Annotated in this window: 14 protein-coding genes and 1 riboswitch; of the genes, 4 read left to right on the top strand and 10 right to left on the bottom strand. The window is 58.5% G+C overall.

The features are described from left to right. Positions 1-73: 73 nt before the first annotated feature. The 3 genes from FHX08_RS27790 to FHX08_RS27780 all read left to right on the top strand — a co-directional run bounded on the left by FHX08_RS27790 (position 74) and on the right by FHX08_RS27780 (position 4,434). Positions 74-1,078: a Gfo/Idh/MocA family protein gene (locus FHX08_RS27790; protein ID WP_132657178.1), complete on the top strand. Its 1,005-nt coding sequence runs from the start codon at positions 74-76 to the stop codon at positions 1,076-1,078. A 9-nt stretch (positions 1,079-1,087) separates the two neighbouring features. Further along, a complete protein-coding gene (locus FHX08_RS27785) occupies positions 1,088-2,086 on the top strand; it encodes a LacI family DNA-binding transcriptional regulator (RefSeq protein ID WP_184328067.1) in 999 nt (332 codons plus the stop codon). A gap of 104 nt (positions 2,087-2,190) precedes the next feature. Further along, a complete protein-coding gene (locus FHX08_RS27780; protein WP_132657182.1) occupies positions 2,191-4,434 on the top strand; it encodes a glycoside hydrolase family 2 protein in 2,244 nt (747 codons plus the stop codon). A gap of 6 nt (positions 4,435-4,440) precedes the next feature. On the opposite strand, the gene FHX08_RS27775 is transcribed toward FHX08_RS27780, so the two are convergent. From FHX08_RS27775 to FHX08_RS27760, 4 genes are all read right to left on the bottom strand, one after another. Continuing rightward, positions 4,441-5,556, bottom strand: coding sequence for an ABC transporter ATP-binding protein (locus FHX08_RS27775; RefSeq protein WP_132657184.1), 1,116 nt, complete (start codon positions 5,554-5,556; stop codon positions 4,441-4,443). A 3-nt stretch (positions 5,557-5,559) separates the two neighbouring features. Continuing rightward, complete coding sequence (locus tag FHX08_RS27770; protein WP_132657186.1) at positions 5,560-6,507, bottom strand: carbohydrate ABC transporter permease; 948 nt, start codon at positions 6,505-6,507, stop codon at positions 5,560-5,562. Further along, positions 6,504-7,457, bottom strand: a complete 954-nt coding sequence (locus FHX08_RS27765; protein ID WP_132657188.1) for a carbohydrate ABC transporter permease — start codon at positions 7,455-7,457, stop codon at positions 6,504-6,506. The genes FHX08_RS27770 and FHX08_RS27765 overlap by 4 nt, the downstream gene beginning before the upstream one ends. Positions 7,458-7,532: 75 nt before the next feature. Continuing rightward, complete coding sequence (locus tag FHX08_RS27760) at positions 7,533-8,792, bottom strand: ABC transporter substrate-binding protein (protein WP_132657189.1); 1,260 nt, start codon at positions 8,790-8,792, stop codon at positions 7,533-7,535. A 308-nt stretch (positions 8,793-9,100) separates the two neighbouring features. Here FHX08_RS27760 and FHX08_RS27755 point away from each other — a divergent pair, with 308 nt between their 5' ends. Then, the gene (locus tag FHX08_RS27755) at positions 9,101-10,153 is read left to right on the top strand and encodes a LacI family transcriptional regulator (RefSeq protein ID WP_132657190.1); all 1,053 of its coding nucleotides are present in this window, start codon (positions 9,101-9,103) and stop codon (positions 10,151-10,153) included. Here FHX08_RS27755 and FHX08_RS27750 read toward each other — a convergent pair. The 6 genes from FHX08_RS27750 to metE form a co-directional block, all read right to left on the bottom strand. After that, positions 10,150-11,397, bottom strand: coding sequence for an adenylate/guanylate cyclase domain-containing protein (locus tag FHX08_RS27750; RefSeq protein WP_132657192.1), 1,248 nt, complete (start codon positions 11,395-11,397; stop codon positions 10,150-10,152). The two genes, FHX08_RS27755 and FHX08_RS27750, sit on opposite strands and share 4 nt — an antisense overlap. 93 nt (positions 11,398-11,490) lie before the next feature. Then, positions 11,491-12,465, bottom strand: coding sequence for a class 1b ribonucleoside-diphosphate reductase subunit beta (gene nrdF / locus FHX08_RS27745; RefSeq protein ID WP_184328114.1), 975 nt, complete (start codon positions 12,463-12,465; stop codon positions 11,491-11,493). A 16-nt stretch (positions 12,466-12,481) separates the two neighbouring features. Continuing rightward, entirely contained in the window at positions 12,482-14,650 is a 2,169-nt protein-coding gene (nrdE, locus tag FHX08_RS27740; RefSeq protein WP_184328066.1) for a class 1b ribonucleoside-diphosphate reductase subunit alpha, read from the bottom strand. After that, positions 14,629-15,030, bottom strand: coding sequence for a class Ib ribonucleoside-diphosphate reductase assembly flavoprotein NrdI (nrdI, locus tag FHX08_RS27735; RefSeq protein ID WP_132657196.1), 402 nt, complete (start codon positions 15,028-15,030; stop codon positions 14,629-14,631). The genes nrdE and nrdI overlap by 22 nt, the downstream gene beginning before the upstream one ends. A gap of 13 nt (positions 15,031-15,043) precedes the next feature. Next, entirely contained in the window at positions 15,044-15,265 is a 222-nt protein-coding gene (nrdH, locus tag FHX08_RS27730; RefSeq protein ID WP_132657254.1) for a glutaredoxin-like protein NrdH, read from the bottom strand. A 263-nt stretch (positions 15,266-15,528) separates the two neighbouring features. Continuing rightward, a riboswitch (cobalamin riboswitch) is annotated at positions 15,529-15,755 on the bottom strand. 157 nt (positions 15,756-15,912) lie between these two features. Next, positions 15,913-18,234: a 5-methyltetrahydropteroyltriglutamate--homocysteine S-methyltransferase gene (metE, locus tag FHX08_RS27725; protein WP_132657198.1), complete on the bottom strand. Its 2,322-nt coding sequence runs from the start codon at positions 18,232-18,234 to the stop codon at positions 15,913-15,915. Positions 18,235-18,289: the final 55 nt, after the last annotated feature.

The raw sequence follows: 18,289 nt of genomic DNA, 5'->3' as shown, positions 1-18,289 counted from the left end.
TATATAATTTATAGCTTGCCTCAGGCGTTTCGTTTGTGTAATCGTTTGCACAACAATATCAGGGAGGACTTCGATGTTTCGAAAATTGCGGCTCGGCGTCATCGGCGCCGGCTTGAAAGCGGCTGAATATGCCCATAGCTGGGCGAAGATGCCGGAAATCGAATTCGCGGCCGTGGCCGACACGACGGAATCTTCCCGCAAACGCCTCATTGACGTTTGCACGGCAGCTGGCACGGGTGAGCCGAAGAGCTTCGAGGACTATCGCGACATGCTCGCCCAATGCCGCGATGAGCTCGATATCGTCTACGTCTCCACCCCGCACGCCTTTCATGCGGAGCAGGCGACGGCCGTCGCCGAAGCAGGTCTCGACCTCTTCCTCGAAAAGCCGATGGTGACCACGGTCGCCGAGGCCGAAACGCTGATCGCGGCGCAGAAGAAGAGCGGCGTCACCATCGTCACAGCTTTCCAGGGTGGGCTTTCGCCGCTGGTGCTCGATACGCGCAAGCGGGCGCTGTCAGGTGAATTCGGCGAGCTGATCGCCATATCCGGCATGATCTGGGAAAGCTGGTCTTCCAATTATGACGGCCACTGGAAACAGCAGCCGGACATCTCCGGCGGCGGTTTCATGTTCGATACCGGCGCGCACATGATGAACACCGTCTGCCTGCTCGCCAATTCCGATTTCGACTGCGTCTCCGCCTATATGAACAACCACGGCAAAAAGGTCGATATAGCCACCGCCGTTTCCGCTCGGCTGAAGAATGGCGCGCTCGCAACACTGACGGCCGCCGGCGAAGGCCCTCCCGGCTGCGCCTCCTACATCACCTTCTTCTATTCCAAGGCGATCGTGCGCATCGACGCCTGGGGCGGTTGGCGCGAAATCAGCGTTGGCCGCAACAGCGAACCGCGCGAAGAGGCCGAAATTCTCGGCAATCCCATGAAGAATTTCCTCGCTATCCGCGCCGGAACGATGGAAAATTCCGGCTCCGTTGAAATGGGTCTCAGATTCGCTAGGCTCTGGGATGCAATCAAGGAATCGGCAGCAGCCGACGGTGCACCCGTCAGGATTGCCGGATAGGCGCAGGCGATGAGCGGAACGAACAGGCGGCGGATCACTTCGAAGGAATTGGCGAAACTTGCCGGCGTCTCATCTGCGACGATCTCCCGAGCTTTTTCGCCGGATTCGAGGATCGGCAGCGCGACGCGCGACCGTATCCTCGCCGTTGCTCGCGAATATGGTTACCAGCCGAATGCGATCGCCCGCTCGCTGAACAACCAGCGCTCACGGCTCGTCGCGCTCGTCGTCAATGCAATCGGCAACCCCTGCGAAGCCGAAGAGCAGCAGCTTCTCGTCCACCGCCTGCAAGCCCGCCAGCTCCTGCCCATCCTTCTCTGCTGCGCCGATCATTCGGACCGCCTGCAACTCATGCGGCTCGCCTCGACCTATCAGGTCGATCACGTCGTCATCTTCTCCGACATGGTCTCGATGCAGGATGCCGTTGATATCTTCCACACGACGAGACCCATCATCGTTTCCTTCGAACCACTTGAGAACGAGGATGTATCCAATGTGCGTATTGATGGCTCCGTCGGCGCCGGCGAGATCATCGACAAGATCGTCGGCGACGGCAAACGGCGCTTCGCCTATCTCGCCGGCACCAAGTCGAGCTGGATCGACAAGCTTCGCCGCAAGTGGTTTGCCGACGCGCTCGCCCGGCACGGCCTTGCCTTCGAAGCGGAAGCCTTCGGCGACTATTCCTATGATTCCGGCTTCAAGGAAGCGGTTCTGCTGCTGCACCGGTCCAAGGTCGATGCAATCATCTGCGGTAATGACGTGATGGCGATCGGCGCGCGCGATGCCGCCCGCCGAGTGCTCGGCAAGAATACGCCCGAAGACATCGCTATCGTCGGCCAGGATGGTATTGCCATGGCCGGCTGGGACTGCAACGACCTGACGACACTGAGCCTCGACCATGCCGCCTTCATGGACGCCGTCGTCGAGGTGATCGAGCGCCACGAGGCCGGCGACGAAGGTTCGCACAGCATCACGCTTACCTGCACGCCCCGCTGGGGTTCGACCGCCTGAGGGTCGGTAAAGTCATTCGTTTCGAGGAGGAATACCGATGATCACCCGTTCACGCGCCGCCGCAGCGCGCTGCCTTTCCCCTGCCGCCGGCGGAGAGGCTTGAGATGCGCTCAATCGTTTCCTTGAATGAATCCTGGAGCTTCCACGAAGGCTTCGGTCAGCGCCTGACCGAGACTTTCGATGGCGATCATATGGTCAGTCTGCCGCACACGGCCGTAGAGCTGCCCTTCAATTATTTCGACGAGAAGCGTTATCAGCGCGCCTTCACCTATCAGAAGGTTCTGCGCTGGCTGCCGGAATTCGAGGGCCGCGAAGTTTCCATCGTCTTCGATGGCGCTATGGCCGATAGCGTCGTCTATCTGAACGGTGAAGAGATCATTGCCCACAAGGACGGTTACACGCCCTTCGAGGCTCGTCTCACCGGCAAGCTGCTTAGGGGCGACAACCTGATCACAGTCAAGATCGACGGCAGCGAGAACCCCGCCATCCCGCCTTTCGGCGGTCGTATCGATTATCTCACCTATGCCGGTATCTATCGCGATGTCTGGCTGAAGGTCACCGACAAGGTTTCGATCCGCAATCTCAAGATCGAGACCCACGACGTGTTGTCCGACGTGAAATCGGCAACAGTCCGCGTCGATATCGCCAACCCCCAGAGCCTGACCTATGCGGCGACCGTGACGGCCTCGCTGAAGGATGCAAGCGGCACCGTGCTTGCAAGTGCCGCCGGCGAAACGATCGGTTCCGTGACGACACTCTCCTTCGGCGGACTGACCGGCATCGAACTCTGGGACCTTTCTAACCCGGCGCTTTACGAAATCTCGGTCGATCTCAGGACCGAACACGGTTCTGACAGAACCTCCGCCCATTTCGGCTTCCGTACCGCCAAATTCACGCCGGAAGGCTTCCTCCTCAACGGCGTTCCCGTGAAACTTCGTGGCCTCAACCGCCATCAGGCCTTTCCCTATGTCGGTTATGCCGCCGGCCGCTCTGCCCAGGAGCGCGACGCCGAGATCATGAAGAAAGTCCTGAAATGCAACATCGTGCGCACCTCGCACTATCCTCAGTCGAAATGGTTCCTCGACCAGTGCGACCGGATCGGCCTGCTCGTGTTCGAAGAAATCCCCGGCTGGCAGCATATCGGCGATCTCGACTGGCAGAACGAGTCAATCGAAAACGTCCGCCGTATGATCGAACGCGACTGGAACCATCCGTCGATCGTCATTTGGGGCGTGCGCATCAACGAGTCGCTCGATAGCCACGATTTCTACACCGCAACCAACAGGCTGGCCCACGAGCTCGATTCCACCCGCCAGACCGGCGGCGTTCGTTACCTCACCGAAAGCGAACTGCTGGAAGACGTTTATACGATGAACGACTTTATCCTCGGCAACGAGGAGCTGCCCGGCGCCAACCGCCCACGCACGGCGCTCCGCAGTCAGCAGGAAGTTACCGGCTTGTCCTACAAGGTTCCCTATATCATCACCGAGTTCAACGGCCACATGCATCCGACCAAGATGTATGATGCAGAGCAGCGCCAGGCCGAGCATGTGCGTCGCCATCTGGAAGTGCTGAATGCCGCCTATGGCGATCCAGATATTTCAGGTGCCATCGGCTGGTGCATGTTCGATTACAATACGCATAAGGATTTTGGCTCCGGTGACCGCATCTGCTATCACGGCGTCATGGACATGTTCCGCGAGCCGAAATTCGCAGCCTATGTCTATGCCAGCCAGTGCGACCCTTCCGATGAAATCATCATGAAGCCGGTCACCTTCTGGGCGCGCGGCGAACGCAGCATCGGCGGCGTCTTGCCGCTGATTATCCTCACCAATTGCGACGAGGTGGAGCTGAAATACGGCTCGCTGACGAAGCGCATCGGTCCGGATCGCGAAAATTATCCGCACCTGCCGCATCCGCCGATCGTGCTGGATCATCGCCACTTCACCCAGGACGAACTCGGCCGTTGGGGTCTGGAATGGATCGACGGCGAATTCACCGGCTTCATCAATGGAGAGCCGGTCGCCACACTGACGCTCGCAGCCGATCCCCTGCCAACAACGCTCGAAGTCGCGCCCGACAGTACTACGCTGAAGGCTCGCGAACGTGATACGACCCGCGTCGTCATCCGGGCGCTCGATCAGCGCGGCCAGCGCCTGCCCTTCCTGAACGATGTCGTCACGCTGAAGGTCAACGGCCCGGCCAAGATCATCGGTCCGACGAGTGTTCCGCTGCAAGGCGGCACGGCTGGCTTCTGGCTGGAGGCAACGGGCCTGACGGGCGAAATCACGGTGGAAACGGCGTCCAGCCACTTCACGACCGTTAGCATTTCCGTAGCTGCCGTCTGACGACTTTTACGCGATCCTGAGCTGGCTGGACGGATCGAAGAACACCGCCTTGTCGAGATTGAAGGCCAGGCGCGTATTCTGGCCGGGCATGATACCGGCGTCGGCGCCAAGGCGGGCCACGACCGATTTGCCGCCGAGCTTGGTGACGGCGAAGGTGTCGGAACCGGCCGGTTCCACGACCTCGATGGCACAGTCGCCATGGACGACCGACTTCGCCTTCCGGTCAGCCCCGTCAATATCCGTCAGCGCTTCGGGGCGGATGCCGAAAATTACCTGCTTGCCGGCATAACCGGTCAGGCTGTTATTGCCCGAATTGACTGGCAGCTTCAACGGCTCGCCATTCGGCCGCTCCAGCGATACCTGTAGCCCGCCGGCGCCGTTCTCAACGGTTGCATTGAGCAGGTTCATGGCCGGCGATCCCATGAAATCGGCAACGAAGACATTGGCCGGACTGTTGTAGATCTCTGCCGGCGTGCCGAATTGCTGCAGCACGCCATCCCTCAGGACAGCGATCTTCGTCGCCAGCGTCATCGCCTCGATCTGGTCATGCGTGACGTAAACGATCGTCGTCCCCATGCGTTGGTGCAGGCGCTTGATTTCCGTGCGCATGTCGACGCGCAGCTTCGCATCCAGGTTGGAGAGCGGCTCGTCGAACAGGAAGACCTGCGGATTGCGCACCAGCGCACGACCCATCGCAACGCGCTGACGCTGGCCGCCTGATAATTGTGAGGGCTTGCGATCGAGCAGATGGCCGATCTGCAGCATGTCGGAGACCTGCTTGATCGCCTTTTCGCGCTCCTCCTTCGGCACGCCGCGGATTTCCATGCCGAAAGCGATGTTGCCGGCAACCGTCATGTTCGGATAGAGCGCATAGCTCTGGAACACCATGGCGATATCGCGCTTGGAAGGATGCAGATTATTGATGGCGCGGCCATCGATGCGGATTTCGCCTGATGTGATCGCTTCAAGCCCGGCGATCGTATTCAGCAGCGTTGACTTGCCGCAGCCGGAAGGGCCGACTAGCACAAGGAAGCCACCCTTTTCGAGCTCCAGATCGATCCCCTTGAGAATGTCGACGGCGCCGAAGCGCTTTTTGAGACCGGAGATTTCGAGGAAAGCCATGGATCACCCTTTGACGGCGCCCGCCATTAGACCGCGCACGAAATAGCGGCCGGCGAGGATATAGACGATGAGCGTAGGAACAGCCGCGATCATCGCCGCAGCCATGTTGACATTGTATTCGACCACGCCGGTCGAAGTGTTGACGACATTGTTGAGTGCCACTGTCATAGGCATGGAATCGCCCGTGCCGGCATAGGCCGAGGCAAAAAGGAAATCGTTCCAGATATTGGTGAACTGGTAGATGACCGTCACCACGATGATCGGCAGCGAATTCGGCAGCATGATGCGGCGGAAGATTTGAAAGAAGCTCGCGCCATCGACCTGCGCCGCCTTCACCAGTTCCGTCGGAAAGGCCTCGTAGAAATTGCGGAAGAACAGCGTCGTGAAGCCGAGACCATAGACGACATGCACGAAGACGAGATTGACGGTCGAATTGCCGAAACCGAAGCTCAGCCCCGTGGCATTCTGCAGCGTGGTGCCGAAACGGCCGAGCGCGCCGAGAATGGTTGCCATCGGCAGCAGCACCGACTGGAACGGGATGAAGCAGGCAAAGAGCATCAGCGCGAAAACCAGTGTATGGCCGGGAAACCGCCACTTGGTCAGCACATAGCCATTGAGCGCGCCGAGAATGGTCGAGATGGCAACTGCCGGCACGACCATCTTGATCGAGTTCCAGAAATAGCCCTTGATGCCAGCGCAGGTGAGGCCTACGCAGGCTTCGCCCCAAGCCTTAAACCAAGGATCAAATGTCGGCGCCTGCGGCAAGGCGAGCATATTGCCATTCTGGATCTCGTCCATCGTTTTGAACGAGGTCGTCAGCATGACGAAGAGCGGCATCAGATAGAGAACGGCAAAGATCAGTAGCAGGCCGTAGATGATGATGCGACCGATCCAGCGGCCGCTATTGCCGCCTTGCGAGGTTGTGATCTCGGAAGAAGTAATGCTGCTCATCGCGCCTTCTCCCTCAGTTCGGAATAGAGATAGGGGACGATGATCGCCGAGATGGTCATCAGCATGATGATCGCGCTTGCAGAACCCACAGCCATTTCATTCCGCTTGAATGTGTATTCGTACATGAAGTTGGACGGCAGCCATGCCGAGCCACCCGGCCCACCCGATGTCAGCGCGACCACAAGGTCGTAGGACTTGATCGCCATATGGGCGAGCACGATGAAAGCGGACAGGAAGATCGGCCGCAGCATCGGAATGACGATGCGCCGGTACATCTGGAAGGGCGATGCGCCATCGATCTGCGCCGCCTTCATGATCTCGCCGTCGATACCGCGCAGGCCCGCGAGGAACATTGCCATGACGAAACCGGAGGCCTGCCAGACACCGGCGATGACGACGGTGTAGATGACGAAGTCCTTGTTCTTGATCCAGTCGAAATGGAAGCTCGTCCAACCGAATTGATGCAGCGTCTGCTCGAGCCCGAGGCCCGGATCGAGGAACCACTTCCAGGCGACGCCTGTCACGATGAAAGAGAGCGCCATCGGATAGAGGAAGATCGGCCGCAATATACCTTCACCACGGATCTTCTGGTCGAGAAGGATCGCCAGCAGCAGGCCAAGCCCTAGGCAGATGAAAATATAGAGAAAACCGAATATCCCCATATTGGTGATTGACGTGTACCAGGAGGACGGTGGATCGCTCTCGAAGGTCCAGCGCCAGAGCCGCTCGTAGGCGCGCGTGCCGGTCAGCACATAGGACGGAAAAGTCTTGGAATTTGTGAAGGAGAGATAGGCCGTCCAGACGATGAAGCCATAGACGAAGATCACTGTGATGAGGAAACTTGGCGCCAGGACGATCTTCGGCAGCGCATCCTGCAAGCGGCCGCGAATGGACGTGCGGCTTGAAGACTTCGACGTCAGGACCGGATCCGTGGTCGCAACTGTGGTCATGTGATCATCTCCTCCCCGCATCGCGGGGGCTGCGGCTTTCCCGCAAGAGTGCGGGAAAGCCTTGCTCGATGGGAATTAACGGGCGTCGTTGATGGCCGCGACGAGCTGGGTCACGGCTTCGTCGGAGGTCTTGATCTGACCATGGACGAACTTCGAGATAACGTCCTTATAGGCATTTGCGATAGCCGGCGGAGCACCGTAACCTTGCGCCAGCGAGCCGAACAGCGTGCCGCCTGCGTTGGCAGCCTTCAGGTCGGCGATGCCCTTCTTGCCGCAAGCGTCGAAATCCTTATCCGAAACGTCGGTACGGGCCGGAACCGAACCCTTGACGACGTTGAAGGCGGACTGGAAGCTCTTCGACAGTGTAGCCTTGGCGAGCGCCACCTGAGCGGCCTTGCGGTCGTCAGGCACATTGAACATGCCGAACATGTCCGAGTTGTAAATCACGCTGCCGTCGGTGCCGGGGAAGCGATAGCACAGGAAGTCGGTGTCCGGCTTTTTCTTGGCGGCAACGAATTCACCCTTCGCCCAGTCACCCATGACCTGCACGAGAGCGTCGCCCTTGATGACCATGGCGGTCGCAAGATTCCAGTCGCGGCCCGAGAAGTTCGGATCGACATACTTGATGATCTTGGCGAGGTTATCGAACGACTTCTTCATCGTGTCGGACTTCAGGGAGTCCTCGTCGAGGTCGTTCATGGCCTTCTTGTAGAATTCCGGGCCGCCGGTCGATAACACGATGGAGTCGAACATCGTGGCTTCCTGCCAGTTCTGACCGCCGAGTGCGAGCGGGGTGACGCCGGCTGCCTTTGCCTTGTCGAGCAGCGCGATCAGGTCGTCGAAGGTCTTCGGCTGCTTGCCGCCGATCTTGTCCATGACGGACTTATTGATCCACAGCCAGTTGACGGAGTGAACGTTGACGGGGGCTGCGACCCACTTGCCGTCATAGACGGAAAATTTCTGCAGTGCTGCCGGAACGGCCTTGTCCCAGCCTTCCTTCTTCGCCGTCTCGGTCAGGTCGCCCATGACGCCTGCCTGAGCGTAGTCGAGCACCGTGTAACCGAGCATCTGCGAAGCGGTCGGATAGGTGCCGGCCGCAACCATTGCCTTCAGCGCCGTCATGGCAGCATCACCGCCGCCGCCGGCCACCGGCACGTCCTTCCAAGCAAAACCTTCTTTGGCAAGGTCCTGCTTCAGCACATTGAGCGCTGCGGCTTCACCGCCCGACGTCCACCAGTGAAGCATCTGAACTTCCTTGACGTCGGCCGCATGGGCACTGCCGAAACCAGCCATCATCACGACAGCAAGAGCTGCCGAGCTCAAAAACTTGCGCATGAATATCCTCCCGTTCGTGAGTGGCGGCGAGACCCTCCTCAGCCGCCCCGATGTCTCCCGCCGCAAAGGCGATCAAACACCACACCGCACCTCCCAGTGCGGTTAACAATTTAAAACGTTATAAACGGTGTCGCGTCAAGCCCTTACTCGACTCCCGAGAAAAATATGATTTACTCTATAACGGTTGATTTTGTTGCGATTTCTCAGATTGCCTAAGAAGTTGTAAAAATTTAAATCGTTTGCATTGATCGATTGCATGCCGGTTTCATCGTGTTATGGTAGCCGCGATCCAGCACGGAATGTCCTCAGTGACCGAATCGTCCCAATTGCAACGCGTTGAAAATCCGGATGGCGCGCAAAAACGCGGCAAGCCGACATTACGCACCATCGCAACTTTGACCGGACTTGCGGTAACGACGGTTTCGCGTGCGCTCAGCGACGCGCCGCAAATATCGGTCGAGACTCGGGAACGCGTCCATCGCATCGCCCGAGAGATCGGCTACCTGCCGGACCGTGCCGCTCAGCGCCTGAAGACGGGCCGCACCAATGTCATCAGCATCTTGCTCGATCCGCATCAGGAAGTCGTCGGCTTCGGCACCGCCATCATGTACGGCATCGCCAAGGTGCTGAAGGAAACCTCCTATCACCTCGTTGTCGCCCCGAACTTCCTGTCGACGACGGATCTCGAAGCGGCGGAATATATCGTCCGCAACAATTTCGCCGACGGCCTGATCTTCACACGGACCGAACCATTCGATGCGCGGGTGCGGATGCTGCAGGAAGTGGGATTTCCCTTCGTATCGCATGGCCGTACAGAGTTTTCCACGCCGCATCCTTATGTCGATTATGACAATTATGCCTTTGCCTATGAGGCCACGCGGCGCCTGATCGCCAAGGGCAGGAAGAAAGTCACGGTCGTCATGCCGCCGAGGCGGCTGACCTTCAGCCAGCACATTCTCCATGGCTTCATGACTGCCGTGCGCGAGGCCGGTGTCGCCTACGAAATAACGGAAGCGGTCACACTCGATTCACCGGCCAATGAACTCAGGGATTTCTTCCGCGCACGTGCCGCCGCACCCGATGTTCCCGACGGCTTTGTCTGCCCGGGCGAAGTTTCCGCGCTGGCACTCGTCACCGCCATGAGCGATACTGGCTTCGTCCTGGCCGAGGACTACGATATTGTCGCCAAGGAAACATCACGTCTCCTGACCCACCTGCAGCCGAAGATCGAAACCATTTACGAGGATCTGGTCGAGGCGGGGGAACATCTCGGTCACATGCTTCTTCAGCGTATCAATAATCCGGCGGCGGAAAACCAGGGCCTGCTCCTGCCACCGCAGATCAATTTCCCGGTGACCTAAGCCGCGTCACGACCGTCTATCGGCGTCTCGCGAAACGCGAAGACTTCCACCGGCTCTCCAAGCCCGCGCAACGGGAACATGCCAAGATTATCCATCTCTTCCGTGCAGGTTGCCATCTCGACGAAAGCGCGAGACAGCAGCACTGGCCGCTTGACCTCCTTCGTCAGGCTCTCGAGCCGCGAGGCAACATTGACCGCCGGTCCGATGACCGTGAAATCCAGCCGCCGACGCGAACCGATATTGCCATACATGACGTCGCCGACGTGGACGCCCACGCCGTAACGCAAGGGATCACGCCCCAGACGCTGATGTTGGTCATTCAGCTTCGCCATCGCCGCCTGCCCTTCACGGATCGCCGTCAGCAGATCGTGACAGGCCGAAGGTTTTGTCAGCGGAAAGATGGCAAGCAGGCCATCGCCCATGAATTTCAGGATCTCGCCGCCATTGCGCTCGATCGGATCGGATATAGCGTCGAAATAATCGTTGAGCAGATGGATAACATCATCGCGTGGCCAAAGATCGGAGATCGCCGTAAAGTCGCGCAGGTCGCAAATCATGATTGCCGCGCCGACGGTCGAGCCGCTGCCACGGGTGATGACGCCGGATAGGATTTGCTCGCTCGCATGCGGCCCCACATATGTCTGCAGCAGCGTACGCGCCATGATGTTCTTGAGCCGGATCTCGCTGACGAGAGTGAGAGCCGGCAGCAGATCGCGCAGGAAATCCACGTGTTCGCCGGTAAACCCCCCAGGCCTATTTGTGGCGAACGTAACAACGTGGCGCTTGTCGAACGTATGATCGATCGGCCAGGCGATATATTCGGAATAGCCGTCGTCGCGCAGTTCCTGGTAAAAGGGATAGTCGTCGCCCTCCCACAAATCGTCCAGGTTCTTCCGCACCTCGTTGGCGCCGTTATGGATCTCATTGACCGGGCTGTTGAGGAATTGCGGCGTGGTTTCCACCCCGTAGGCAAAGGTGTTGATCTTTGCCTCTTCCATACCTTCCACCCACAGGATGCGGGCGCCGATCCACTGCGGATGATTGGTGCGAAAATGCAGGCTGGAACGGTTCACCGGTACGCCCGCTGCCAGCAGCCGTTTGCACATCTCCACCAGGATATTGTCGATGAAACGCTCGCTGCGGGTCTCGTTGATCAGCCAATCGAGAATTCGGCGCCTGCGGATTGGCCAGACGCCTTCGGCAGCTTCGCCTGCCGGATCAATCGTTTCGAAAGAGGGCCTCATGAAAAACTCCCGCTACGCGACATTCAACGAACACATCGGGCTGAATGTGGGCGATAGCGGGCCGAATGATAAGAGGCTTCGTAAAGATAAACCTTAGAAATCCCAGTCTTCGTCTTCGGTCGCCACCGCCTTGCCGATGACATAGGACGAGCCGGAACCCGAGAAGAAGTCGTGGTTTTCGTCGGCATTGGGCGAGAGCGCAGACAGGATCGCGGGATTGACCTTACAGGCGTCTGCCGGAAACAGTGCCTCATAGCCAAGGTTCATCAGCGCCTTGTTGGCGTTGTAGTGCAGGAACTTCTTGACGTCTTCAGTCAGCCCGACGCCGTCATAGAGCGCCTCGGTATATTTCGCTTCATTGTCGTAGAGTTCGAGCAGCAAATCGAAAGCGAAATCCTTGATCTCCTGCCGGCCCTCGTCGGAGAGCCGCTCGAGTCCGCGCTGAAACTTGTAGCCGATATAATAGCCGTGCACGGCCTCGTCGCGGATGATGAGGCGGATCATGTCGGCCGTGTTGGTGAGCTTGGCCCGGCTCGACCAGTACATCGGCAGATAGAAGCCGGAATAGAAGAGAAAGCTCTCGAGGAAGACGCTCGCGGCCTTTTTCTTCAGCGGATCGCCCGAAGCGTAGTGCTCCATGATCAGCGTGGCTTTGCGCTGCAGGAACTCATTCTCCTCCGACCAGCGATAGGCATCATCGACATCGGGCGTCAGGCAGAGCGTCGAGAAGATCGAGGAATAGGAGCGCGCATGCACCGCCTCCATGAAGGAGATGTTGGAGAGCACCGCTTCCTCATGCGGGGTCACCGCATCCGCCATCAGTTTGACGGCGCCGACACCATTCTGGATCGTGTCGAGCAACGTCAGCCCGGTGAAAACCCGGATCGTCAATTGCTGCTCCGCCGGCGTCAATGTCGCCCAGGAGGGAATATCGTTCGAAAGCGGCACCTTTTCCGGCAGCCAGAAATTGCCAGTGAGGCGGTTCCAGACTTCGAGATCCTTGTCATCCTCGATGCGGTTCCAGTTGATGGCGCGCACGCGGCTGACCGGCTTGAATTGCATATTCATCATTATCTCCGGTCGGTTAGAGCGTACACGAAACGCAGCCCTGCACCTCGGTGCCGGACAGCGCCATCTGACGAAGGCGGACGTAGTAGATCGTCTTGATGCCCTTCTTCCAGGCATAGATCTGGGCGCGGTTGATATCGCGCGTCGTCGCCGTGTCGCGGAAGAACAGCGTCAGCGACAGGCCCTGGTCGACATGCTGGGTGGCGGCCGCATAGGTATCGATGATCTTTTCCGGCCCAATCTCGTAGGCGTCCTCGTAGTAATCGAGATTGTCATTGGTCATGAACGGCGCCGGATAGTAGACACGGCCGATCTTGCCTTCCTTGCGGATCTCGATCTTCGAGACGATCGGATGGATCGAGGAGGTCGAGTGATTGATGTAAGAGATCGAGCCGGTCGGCGGCACCGCCTGCAGGTTCTGGTTATAGAGACCCGACGCCATGACCGCCTTCTTCAGTTCGAGCCAGTCTCCCTGCGTGGGGATATGGATACCGGCATCGTCGAACAGCGCCAGCACCTTCCCGGTCGCCGGCTTCCAATCCTGCTCGGTATATTTGTCGAAATATTCACCCGAGGCATATTTCGAATTCTCGAAGCCCTTGAAGCTCGCACCGCGCTCGACCGCCAGGCGGTTGGAGGCGCGCAGCGCGTGATAGGTGACCGTGTAGAAATAGATATTGGTGAAATCGACGCCCTCTTCCGAACCGTAATGAATACGCTCGCGGGCGAGATAACCATGCAGGTTCATTTGGCCGAGGCCAATCGCGTGGCTGTCGTCATTGCCCTTCTCGATCGACGGTACCGAGGAGATATGGCTCATATCGGATACGGCCGTCAGCGCGCGGATCGAGGTTTCGATCGTCTTGCCGAAATCTGATGAATCCATCGCCATGGCAATGTTCAGCGAGCCGAGATTGCAGGAAATATCCTTGCCCATCGCCTTGTAGGAAAGGTCGTCGTTGAATTCGCTCGCCTCGCTCACCTGCAGGATTTCCGAGCAGAGATTGCTCATACTGATGCGGCCAGCAATCGGATTTGCCCGGTTCACCGTGTCTTCGAACATGATGTAGGGATAGCCGCTCTCGAACTGGATTTCGGCAATGACCTGGAAGAATTCGCGCGCCTTGATCTTCTTCTTGGTGATGCGGGCATCCGCCACCATCTCGCGATACTTTTCCGTCACCGAAATCTCGGTGAAGGGCACGCCATAGACCCGCTCCACGTCATAGGGCGAAAAGAGGTACATATCCTCGTTGTTCTTGGCGAGCTCAAAGGTGATATCGGGCACGACGACGCCGAGCGACAGCGTCTTGATGCGGATCTTCTCGTCGGCATTTTCGCGCTTGGTATCGAGAAATCGCATGATGTCGGGGTGATGGGCGTTGAGATAGACCGCACCCGCGCCCTGCCGGGCACCGAGCTGGTTGGCATAGGAGAACGAGTCTTCAAGTAGCTTCATGACGGGGATGATGCCGGAGGACTGGTTCTCGATCTGCTTGATCGGCGCACCCGCCTCGCGAATGTTCGTCAAGGACAGCGCCACGCCGCCGCCGCGCTTGGAAAGCTGCAGCGCCGAATTGATGGAGCGGCCGATCGATTCCATATTGTCTTCGACACGCAGCAGAAAGCAGGAGACGAGCTCGCCGCGCTGCTTCTTGCCGGCATTCAGAAAGGTCGGCGTTGCCGGCTGGAAACGGCCGGTGATAATCTCTTCCATCAGATCGCGAGCAAGCTGTTCATTGCCTCTGGCAAGCGCCAACGCCACCATGCAGATGCGGTCTTCGTAGCGCTCGAGATAGCGCTTCCCGTCAAAGGTCTTCAGCGTATAGCTGGTGTAATATTTGAAGGCGCCGAGGAAAGTGGGGAAACGGAACTTCTTGGCATAGGCCTGATCGAACAGGTCGCGGATGAAATTGAAGGAATACTGGTCGAGCACTTCCTGCTCGTAATAGCCTTCCGTGACCAGATAATCGAGCTTCTCCCGGAGGTTATGGAAGAACACCGTGTTCTGGTTCACATGCTGCAGGAAATACTGCTTGGCCGCCATGCGGTCCTTGTCGAGCTGGATCTTGCCCTCGTCGTCATAGAGGTTCAGCATCGCGTTCAGCGCATGATAATCCAGCGCTTCCATTGCCTTTACCGGCTTTGCACTCGCATCCCGCGTCAGATTTGTTCCCGTGTCCAAAATCGTCCCATCCCGTCTTTGACATTGGCGACATCCTCGGCAGTGCCCAGAAGCTCGAACCGATAGAGGTACGGCACCTGACACTTCCGCGAGATCACGTCGCCGGCAAGCCCGTAAGTCTCGCCGAAATTGCTGTTTCCCGCAGCAATCACGCCGCGGATGTTGGAGCGGTTATCCGCATCGTTGAGGAAACGGATCACCTGCTTGGGCACAGCGCCCTTGCCGCCGTCCCCGCAATAGGTGGGCGAGATCAGCACGTAGGGCTCGCGGATTTGGATATTTTCAGCGCCGAGGGGAATGCGCGCCGCGCGCAGTCCCAGTTTCTCGACGAAACGATGGGTATTTTCAGATCGGCTGGAATAATAGACGATCAGGCCCATCGCTCTTCTCCATTCAGGAGAGTGCGCTGATCATGTCGGGACGGAAACCCGCCCAGTGGCTCTCGCCGGCAACGACGACCGGGACTTGCATGTACCCCATGCCGCGCACGCGATCGAGCGCGTCTGCATCCTCGGAAATATCGATGATTTCATAGTCTACGCCCAGACGGTCGAGGGCGCGGTAGGTAGCTGTGCACTGAACGCAGGCAGGCTTGCTGTAAACGGTAACGCTCATCATGTCCCTCGTGATATCAATGGATTACGGACGCAATACTGGGATCGGGCGCCTTGCGGCGTCCGAGGCAACGTTTGATATTGATCTGATAAAGTTGGCGCTTTACACGCCGAACACCCTTCCATGCAGGATCTGCGCGGGCGGCGGTTTTGATGCCCTCGACATGACTTCAACCCCTAAGTGTTCATCGGGCATTCCGGGGCAGCGCTGCAAGCGTGGATTTGATCCGCCTGCATAATACGCGACCTTCCGGACACCCCGCCCGTGGACTTTTTGTTCAAGGCAGGTCTCCTGACTCGCGGGTCGAAGCACCCTGCCCCAGTCTTCCCAAAGCTTCATGCCTCAGTGACCTGAAATCGGACAGTTGCTCGCCGCTTACAGTTGCGGGGGCAGCTCCGGCCTTGTCGCGCCGTCATGGCGAAACGCACCGTATTCCCATCTTAGCCCCTAATCCTTGCGAATCAGGAGAACCTTGAACGCTATATGTAGTAGCCCAATGAGAAGGAACGATCAACGGCTTGTTGTGCCTTCCCTTGCGTCAGGTACTAGATAAAGGTCCGATCATGGTTAACAGTGGATTAATCAAGCCATGTCTAATGCCATTTGGGGATTAAGGAGAGCCGAAGTCTTGTCGGCCCTCCGTTTTCCTACCGCCGAATCGGTGCGGCTGCCCGAAGCGCCTTGGCAGCGGCAACCATGTTGACGAGTGCCGGGCGCACCTCATCCCATTTGCGGGTCTTCAGGCCGCAATCGGGATTGATCCAGAGCTGCCCATCCGTCAGCCATTCACGCGCCAGCGTCAAAAGCTCCGTCATCTCGTCGACGTCGGGAACGCGCGGCGAATGGATATCATAGACACCTGGACCGATCTCGTTCGGGTATTTGTAGCTTCGGAAAGCTTCCAGCAATTCCATCTTGGAACGAGAGGTTTCGATGGAAATCACATCCGCATCCATCGCCGCAATGGCATCGATGATCTGGTTGAACTCCGAGTAGCACATATGCGTATGGATCTGCGTTTCGTCGGCAACACCGGACGCGCAGAGGTGGAAGCTTTCGACCGCCCAGCCGAGATAGGCATTCCAGTCCGCCTTGCGCAGCGGCAGGCCTTCACGAAGCGCGGCCTCGTCGATCTGGATCATCGCCGCACCGGCCTTTTCGAGATCGAGCACCTCATCGAGGATCGCCAGCGCAATCTGCCGGCTGACATCCGCACGGGAGAGATCGTCGCGCACGAAGGACCAGTTGAGGATCGTCACTGGACCGGTCAGCATACCCTTGACCGGCTTTTCCGTCAGCGACTGCGCGTAACGCCACCACTCCACGGTCATCGGTTTCGGCCGAGAAACATCGCCGAAGATGATCGGCGGGCGAACATAGCGCGAGCCATAGCTCTGCACCCAGGCATGTTGCGTGAAGGCGAAGCCGGAAAGCTGCTCGCCGAAATACTGCACCATGTCATTGCGTTCGAACTCGCCGTGGACGAGCACGTCGAGGCCTATTTCCTCCTGCCAGCGGATCGCAGCCTTCGTCTCCTTTTTCAGAAAGGCATCATACTCCGTCTCGCTGATGATGCCTTTGTTGAATGCAGAGCGAGATTTGCGCACATCCGACGTCTGCGGGAAGGAGCCGATCGTCGTCGTCGGGAAGAGCGGCAGGCGAAGCTTGCGCTCCTGCAGGCCGGTCCGCTCAGCAAAGGCGCTGGCCCGCCTCGTCATCACCTCGTCGATCGCACCGACCCGCTGCCTGACTTTCCGATCATGCACACGGGGGGATGCAGCACGCGAAACAACGGCCTGCGAGGCCGCCGCGATCACCTCAGAAGCCTTGCTGGCGTCGCCGAGCACTGCAAGTTCGCCAAGCTTCTGGGTGGCGAAAGCGAGCCACGACTTCAGCTCCTCATCCAGTCCGGTTTCCAATTCCAGATCGATCGGCACATGCAGCAGCGAGCAGGATGGCGCAATCTGCAGCCGATCCGCGCCGAAACGCTGAAGGAGCGGCTCGATTATTTTCAGGATCGCGGCCAAGTCCGCCTTCCAGATATTGCGTCCGTCAATGACGCCAAGCGACAGCGTCAGGTCGGCGGGCGCCTTAAGAAAGGCATCGATCTGCTGCGGAGCGCGAACGAGATCGACGTGCAGGCCGGCAACCGGCAATGCAAGCGCCGTCGGCAGGTTGTCGCCGATTTCGCCGAAATAGGTGGCGAGCATGATCTTCAGGTTCGGCACAAGCTCATGCAGCGCGCAGTAGACATGCTGCAGTGCTTCCTGTTCTTCTCTTGAAAGATCGAGCACGAGGCATGGCTCGTCGATCTCCACCCAATCGGCACCTGCAGCACTCAGTTCCGCCAACACCCGCGTATAGACTGGCAACAGGCGTTCCAACAGGCGGATCGGCACAAAACCTTCCTCGGTTCCCTTGGCGAGTTTCAGGAAAGTGACCGGACCGAGAATGACCGGCCGGGTGTGGATACCAAGCGTCTTCGCCTCGATAAAGGCATCGAGCGGCCTGTTCGCCGTCAGCGCGAAGGATTGATCGGGACCAAGTTCCGGCACCATGTAGTGATAGTTCGTGTCGAACCACTTCGTCATTTCCAGCGCTGGCGCGCCATGGCCATGATGGTGCTGATGGCCGCAATCGGCATGCGCCTCATCGCCGGTCGAGCCGCGCGCCATGGCAAAATAGGTATCGAGTGAAACAGGCCCGCCTTTCCAGCCATAGGCCGAAGGAATGGCGCCGACCATGACGGCCGTATCGAGCACATGATCATAAAGCGAGAAGTCATTGGAGGGGATGATCTTGATCCCCCTCTTTTTCTGCAGGGCCCAATTTTCCGCCCGTAGCTGCTTCGCGACGTCGAGAAGCGCACTGGCCTCGGATTTGCCGGCCCAGTAGCTTTCCAGAGCGAATTTCAGTTCGCGGTGCTTTCCGATCCTCGGAAAGCCGAGATTTGCAGTCTTGATGCTCATTTCCTTACCCCGAAGGTTATGGGCAAGGCTGCGGCGGACGCAAAAGCAGACGGAC

The organism is Rhizobium sp. BK529 (genome assembly GCF_014194105.1).
Classification (GTDB): Bacteria; Pseudomonadota; Alphaproteobacteria; order Rhizobiales; family Rhizobiaceae; genus Rhizobium.
The sequence above is the reverse complement of the archived record's forward strand: the minus strand, read 5'-3'. Positions and strand labels throughout refer to the sequence as shown.

Coding starts and splice junctions, on each gene's coding strand:
- nrdF (WP_184328114.1), bottom strand. CDS start 12,465: ATGAATATGCAATTCAAGCCGGTCAGCCGCGTGCGCGCCATCAACTGG.
- FHX08_RS27750 (WP_132657192.1), bottom strand. CDS start 11,397: ATGAGGCCCTCTTTCGAAACGATTGATCCGGCAGGCGAAGCTGCCGAA.
- nrdI (WP_132657196.1), bottom strand. CDS start 15,030: ATGGGCCTGATCGTCTATTATTCCAGCCGATCTGAAAATACCCATCGT.
- FHX08_RS27770 (WP_132657186.1), bottom strand. CDS start 6,507: ATGAGCAGCATTACTTCTTCCGAGATCACAACCTCGCAAGGCGGCAAT.
- FHX08_RS27780 (WP_132657182.1), top strand. CDS start 2,191: ATGCGCTCAATCGTTTCCTTGAATGAATCCTGGAGCTTCCACGAAGGC.
- FHX08_RS27765 (WP_132657188.1), bottom strand. CDS start 7,457: ATGACCACAGTTGCGACCACGGATCCGGTCCTGACGTCGAAGTCTTCA.
- FHX08_RS27790 (WP_132657178.1), top strand. CDS start 74: ATGTTTCGAAAATTGCGGCTCGGCGTCATCGGCGCCGGCTTGAAAGCG.
- FHX08_RS27760 (WP_132657189.1), bottom strand. CDS start 8,792: ATGCGCAAGTTTTTGAGCTCGGCAGCTCTTGCTGTCGTGATGATGGCT.
- FHX08_RS27785 (WP_184328067.1), top strand. CDS start 1,088: ATGAGCGGAACGAACAGGCGGCGGATCACTTCGAAGGAATTGGCGAAA.
- nrdH (WP_132657254.1), bottom strand. CDS start 15,265: ATGAGCGTTACCGTTTACAGCAAGCCTGCCTGCGTTCAGTGCACAGCT.
- metE (WP_132657198.1), bottom strand. CDS start 18,234: ATGAGCATCAAGACTGCAAATCTCGGCTTTCCGAGGATCGGAAAGCAC.
- FHX08_RS27775 (WP_132657184.1), bottom strand. CDS start 5,556: ATGGCTTTCCTCGAAATCTCCGGTCTCAAAAAGCGCTTCGGCGCCGTC.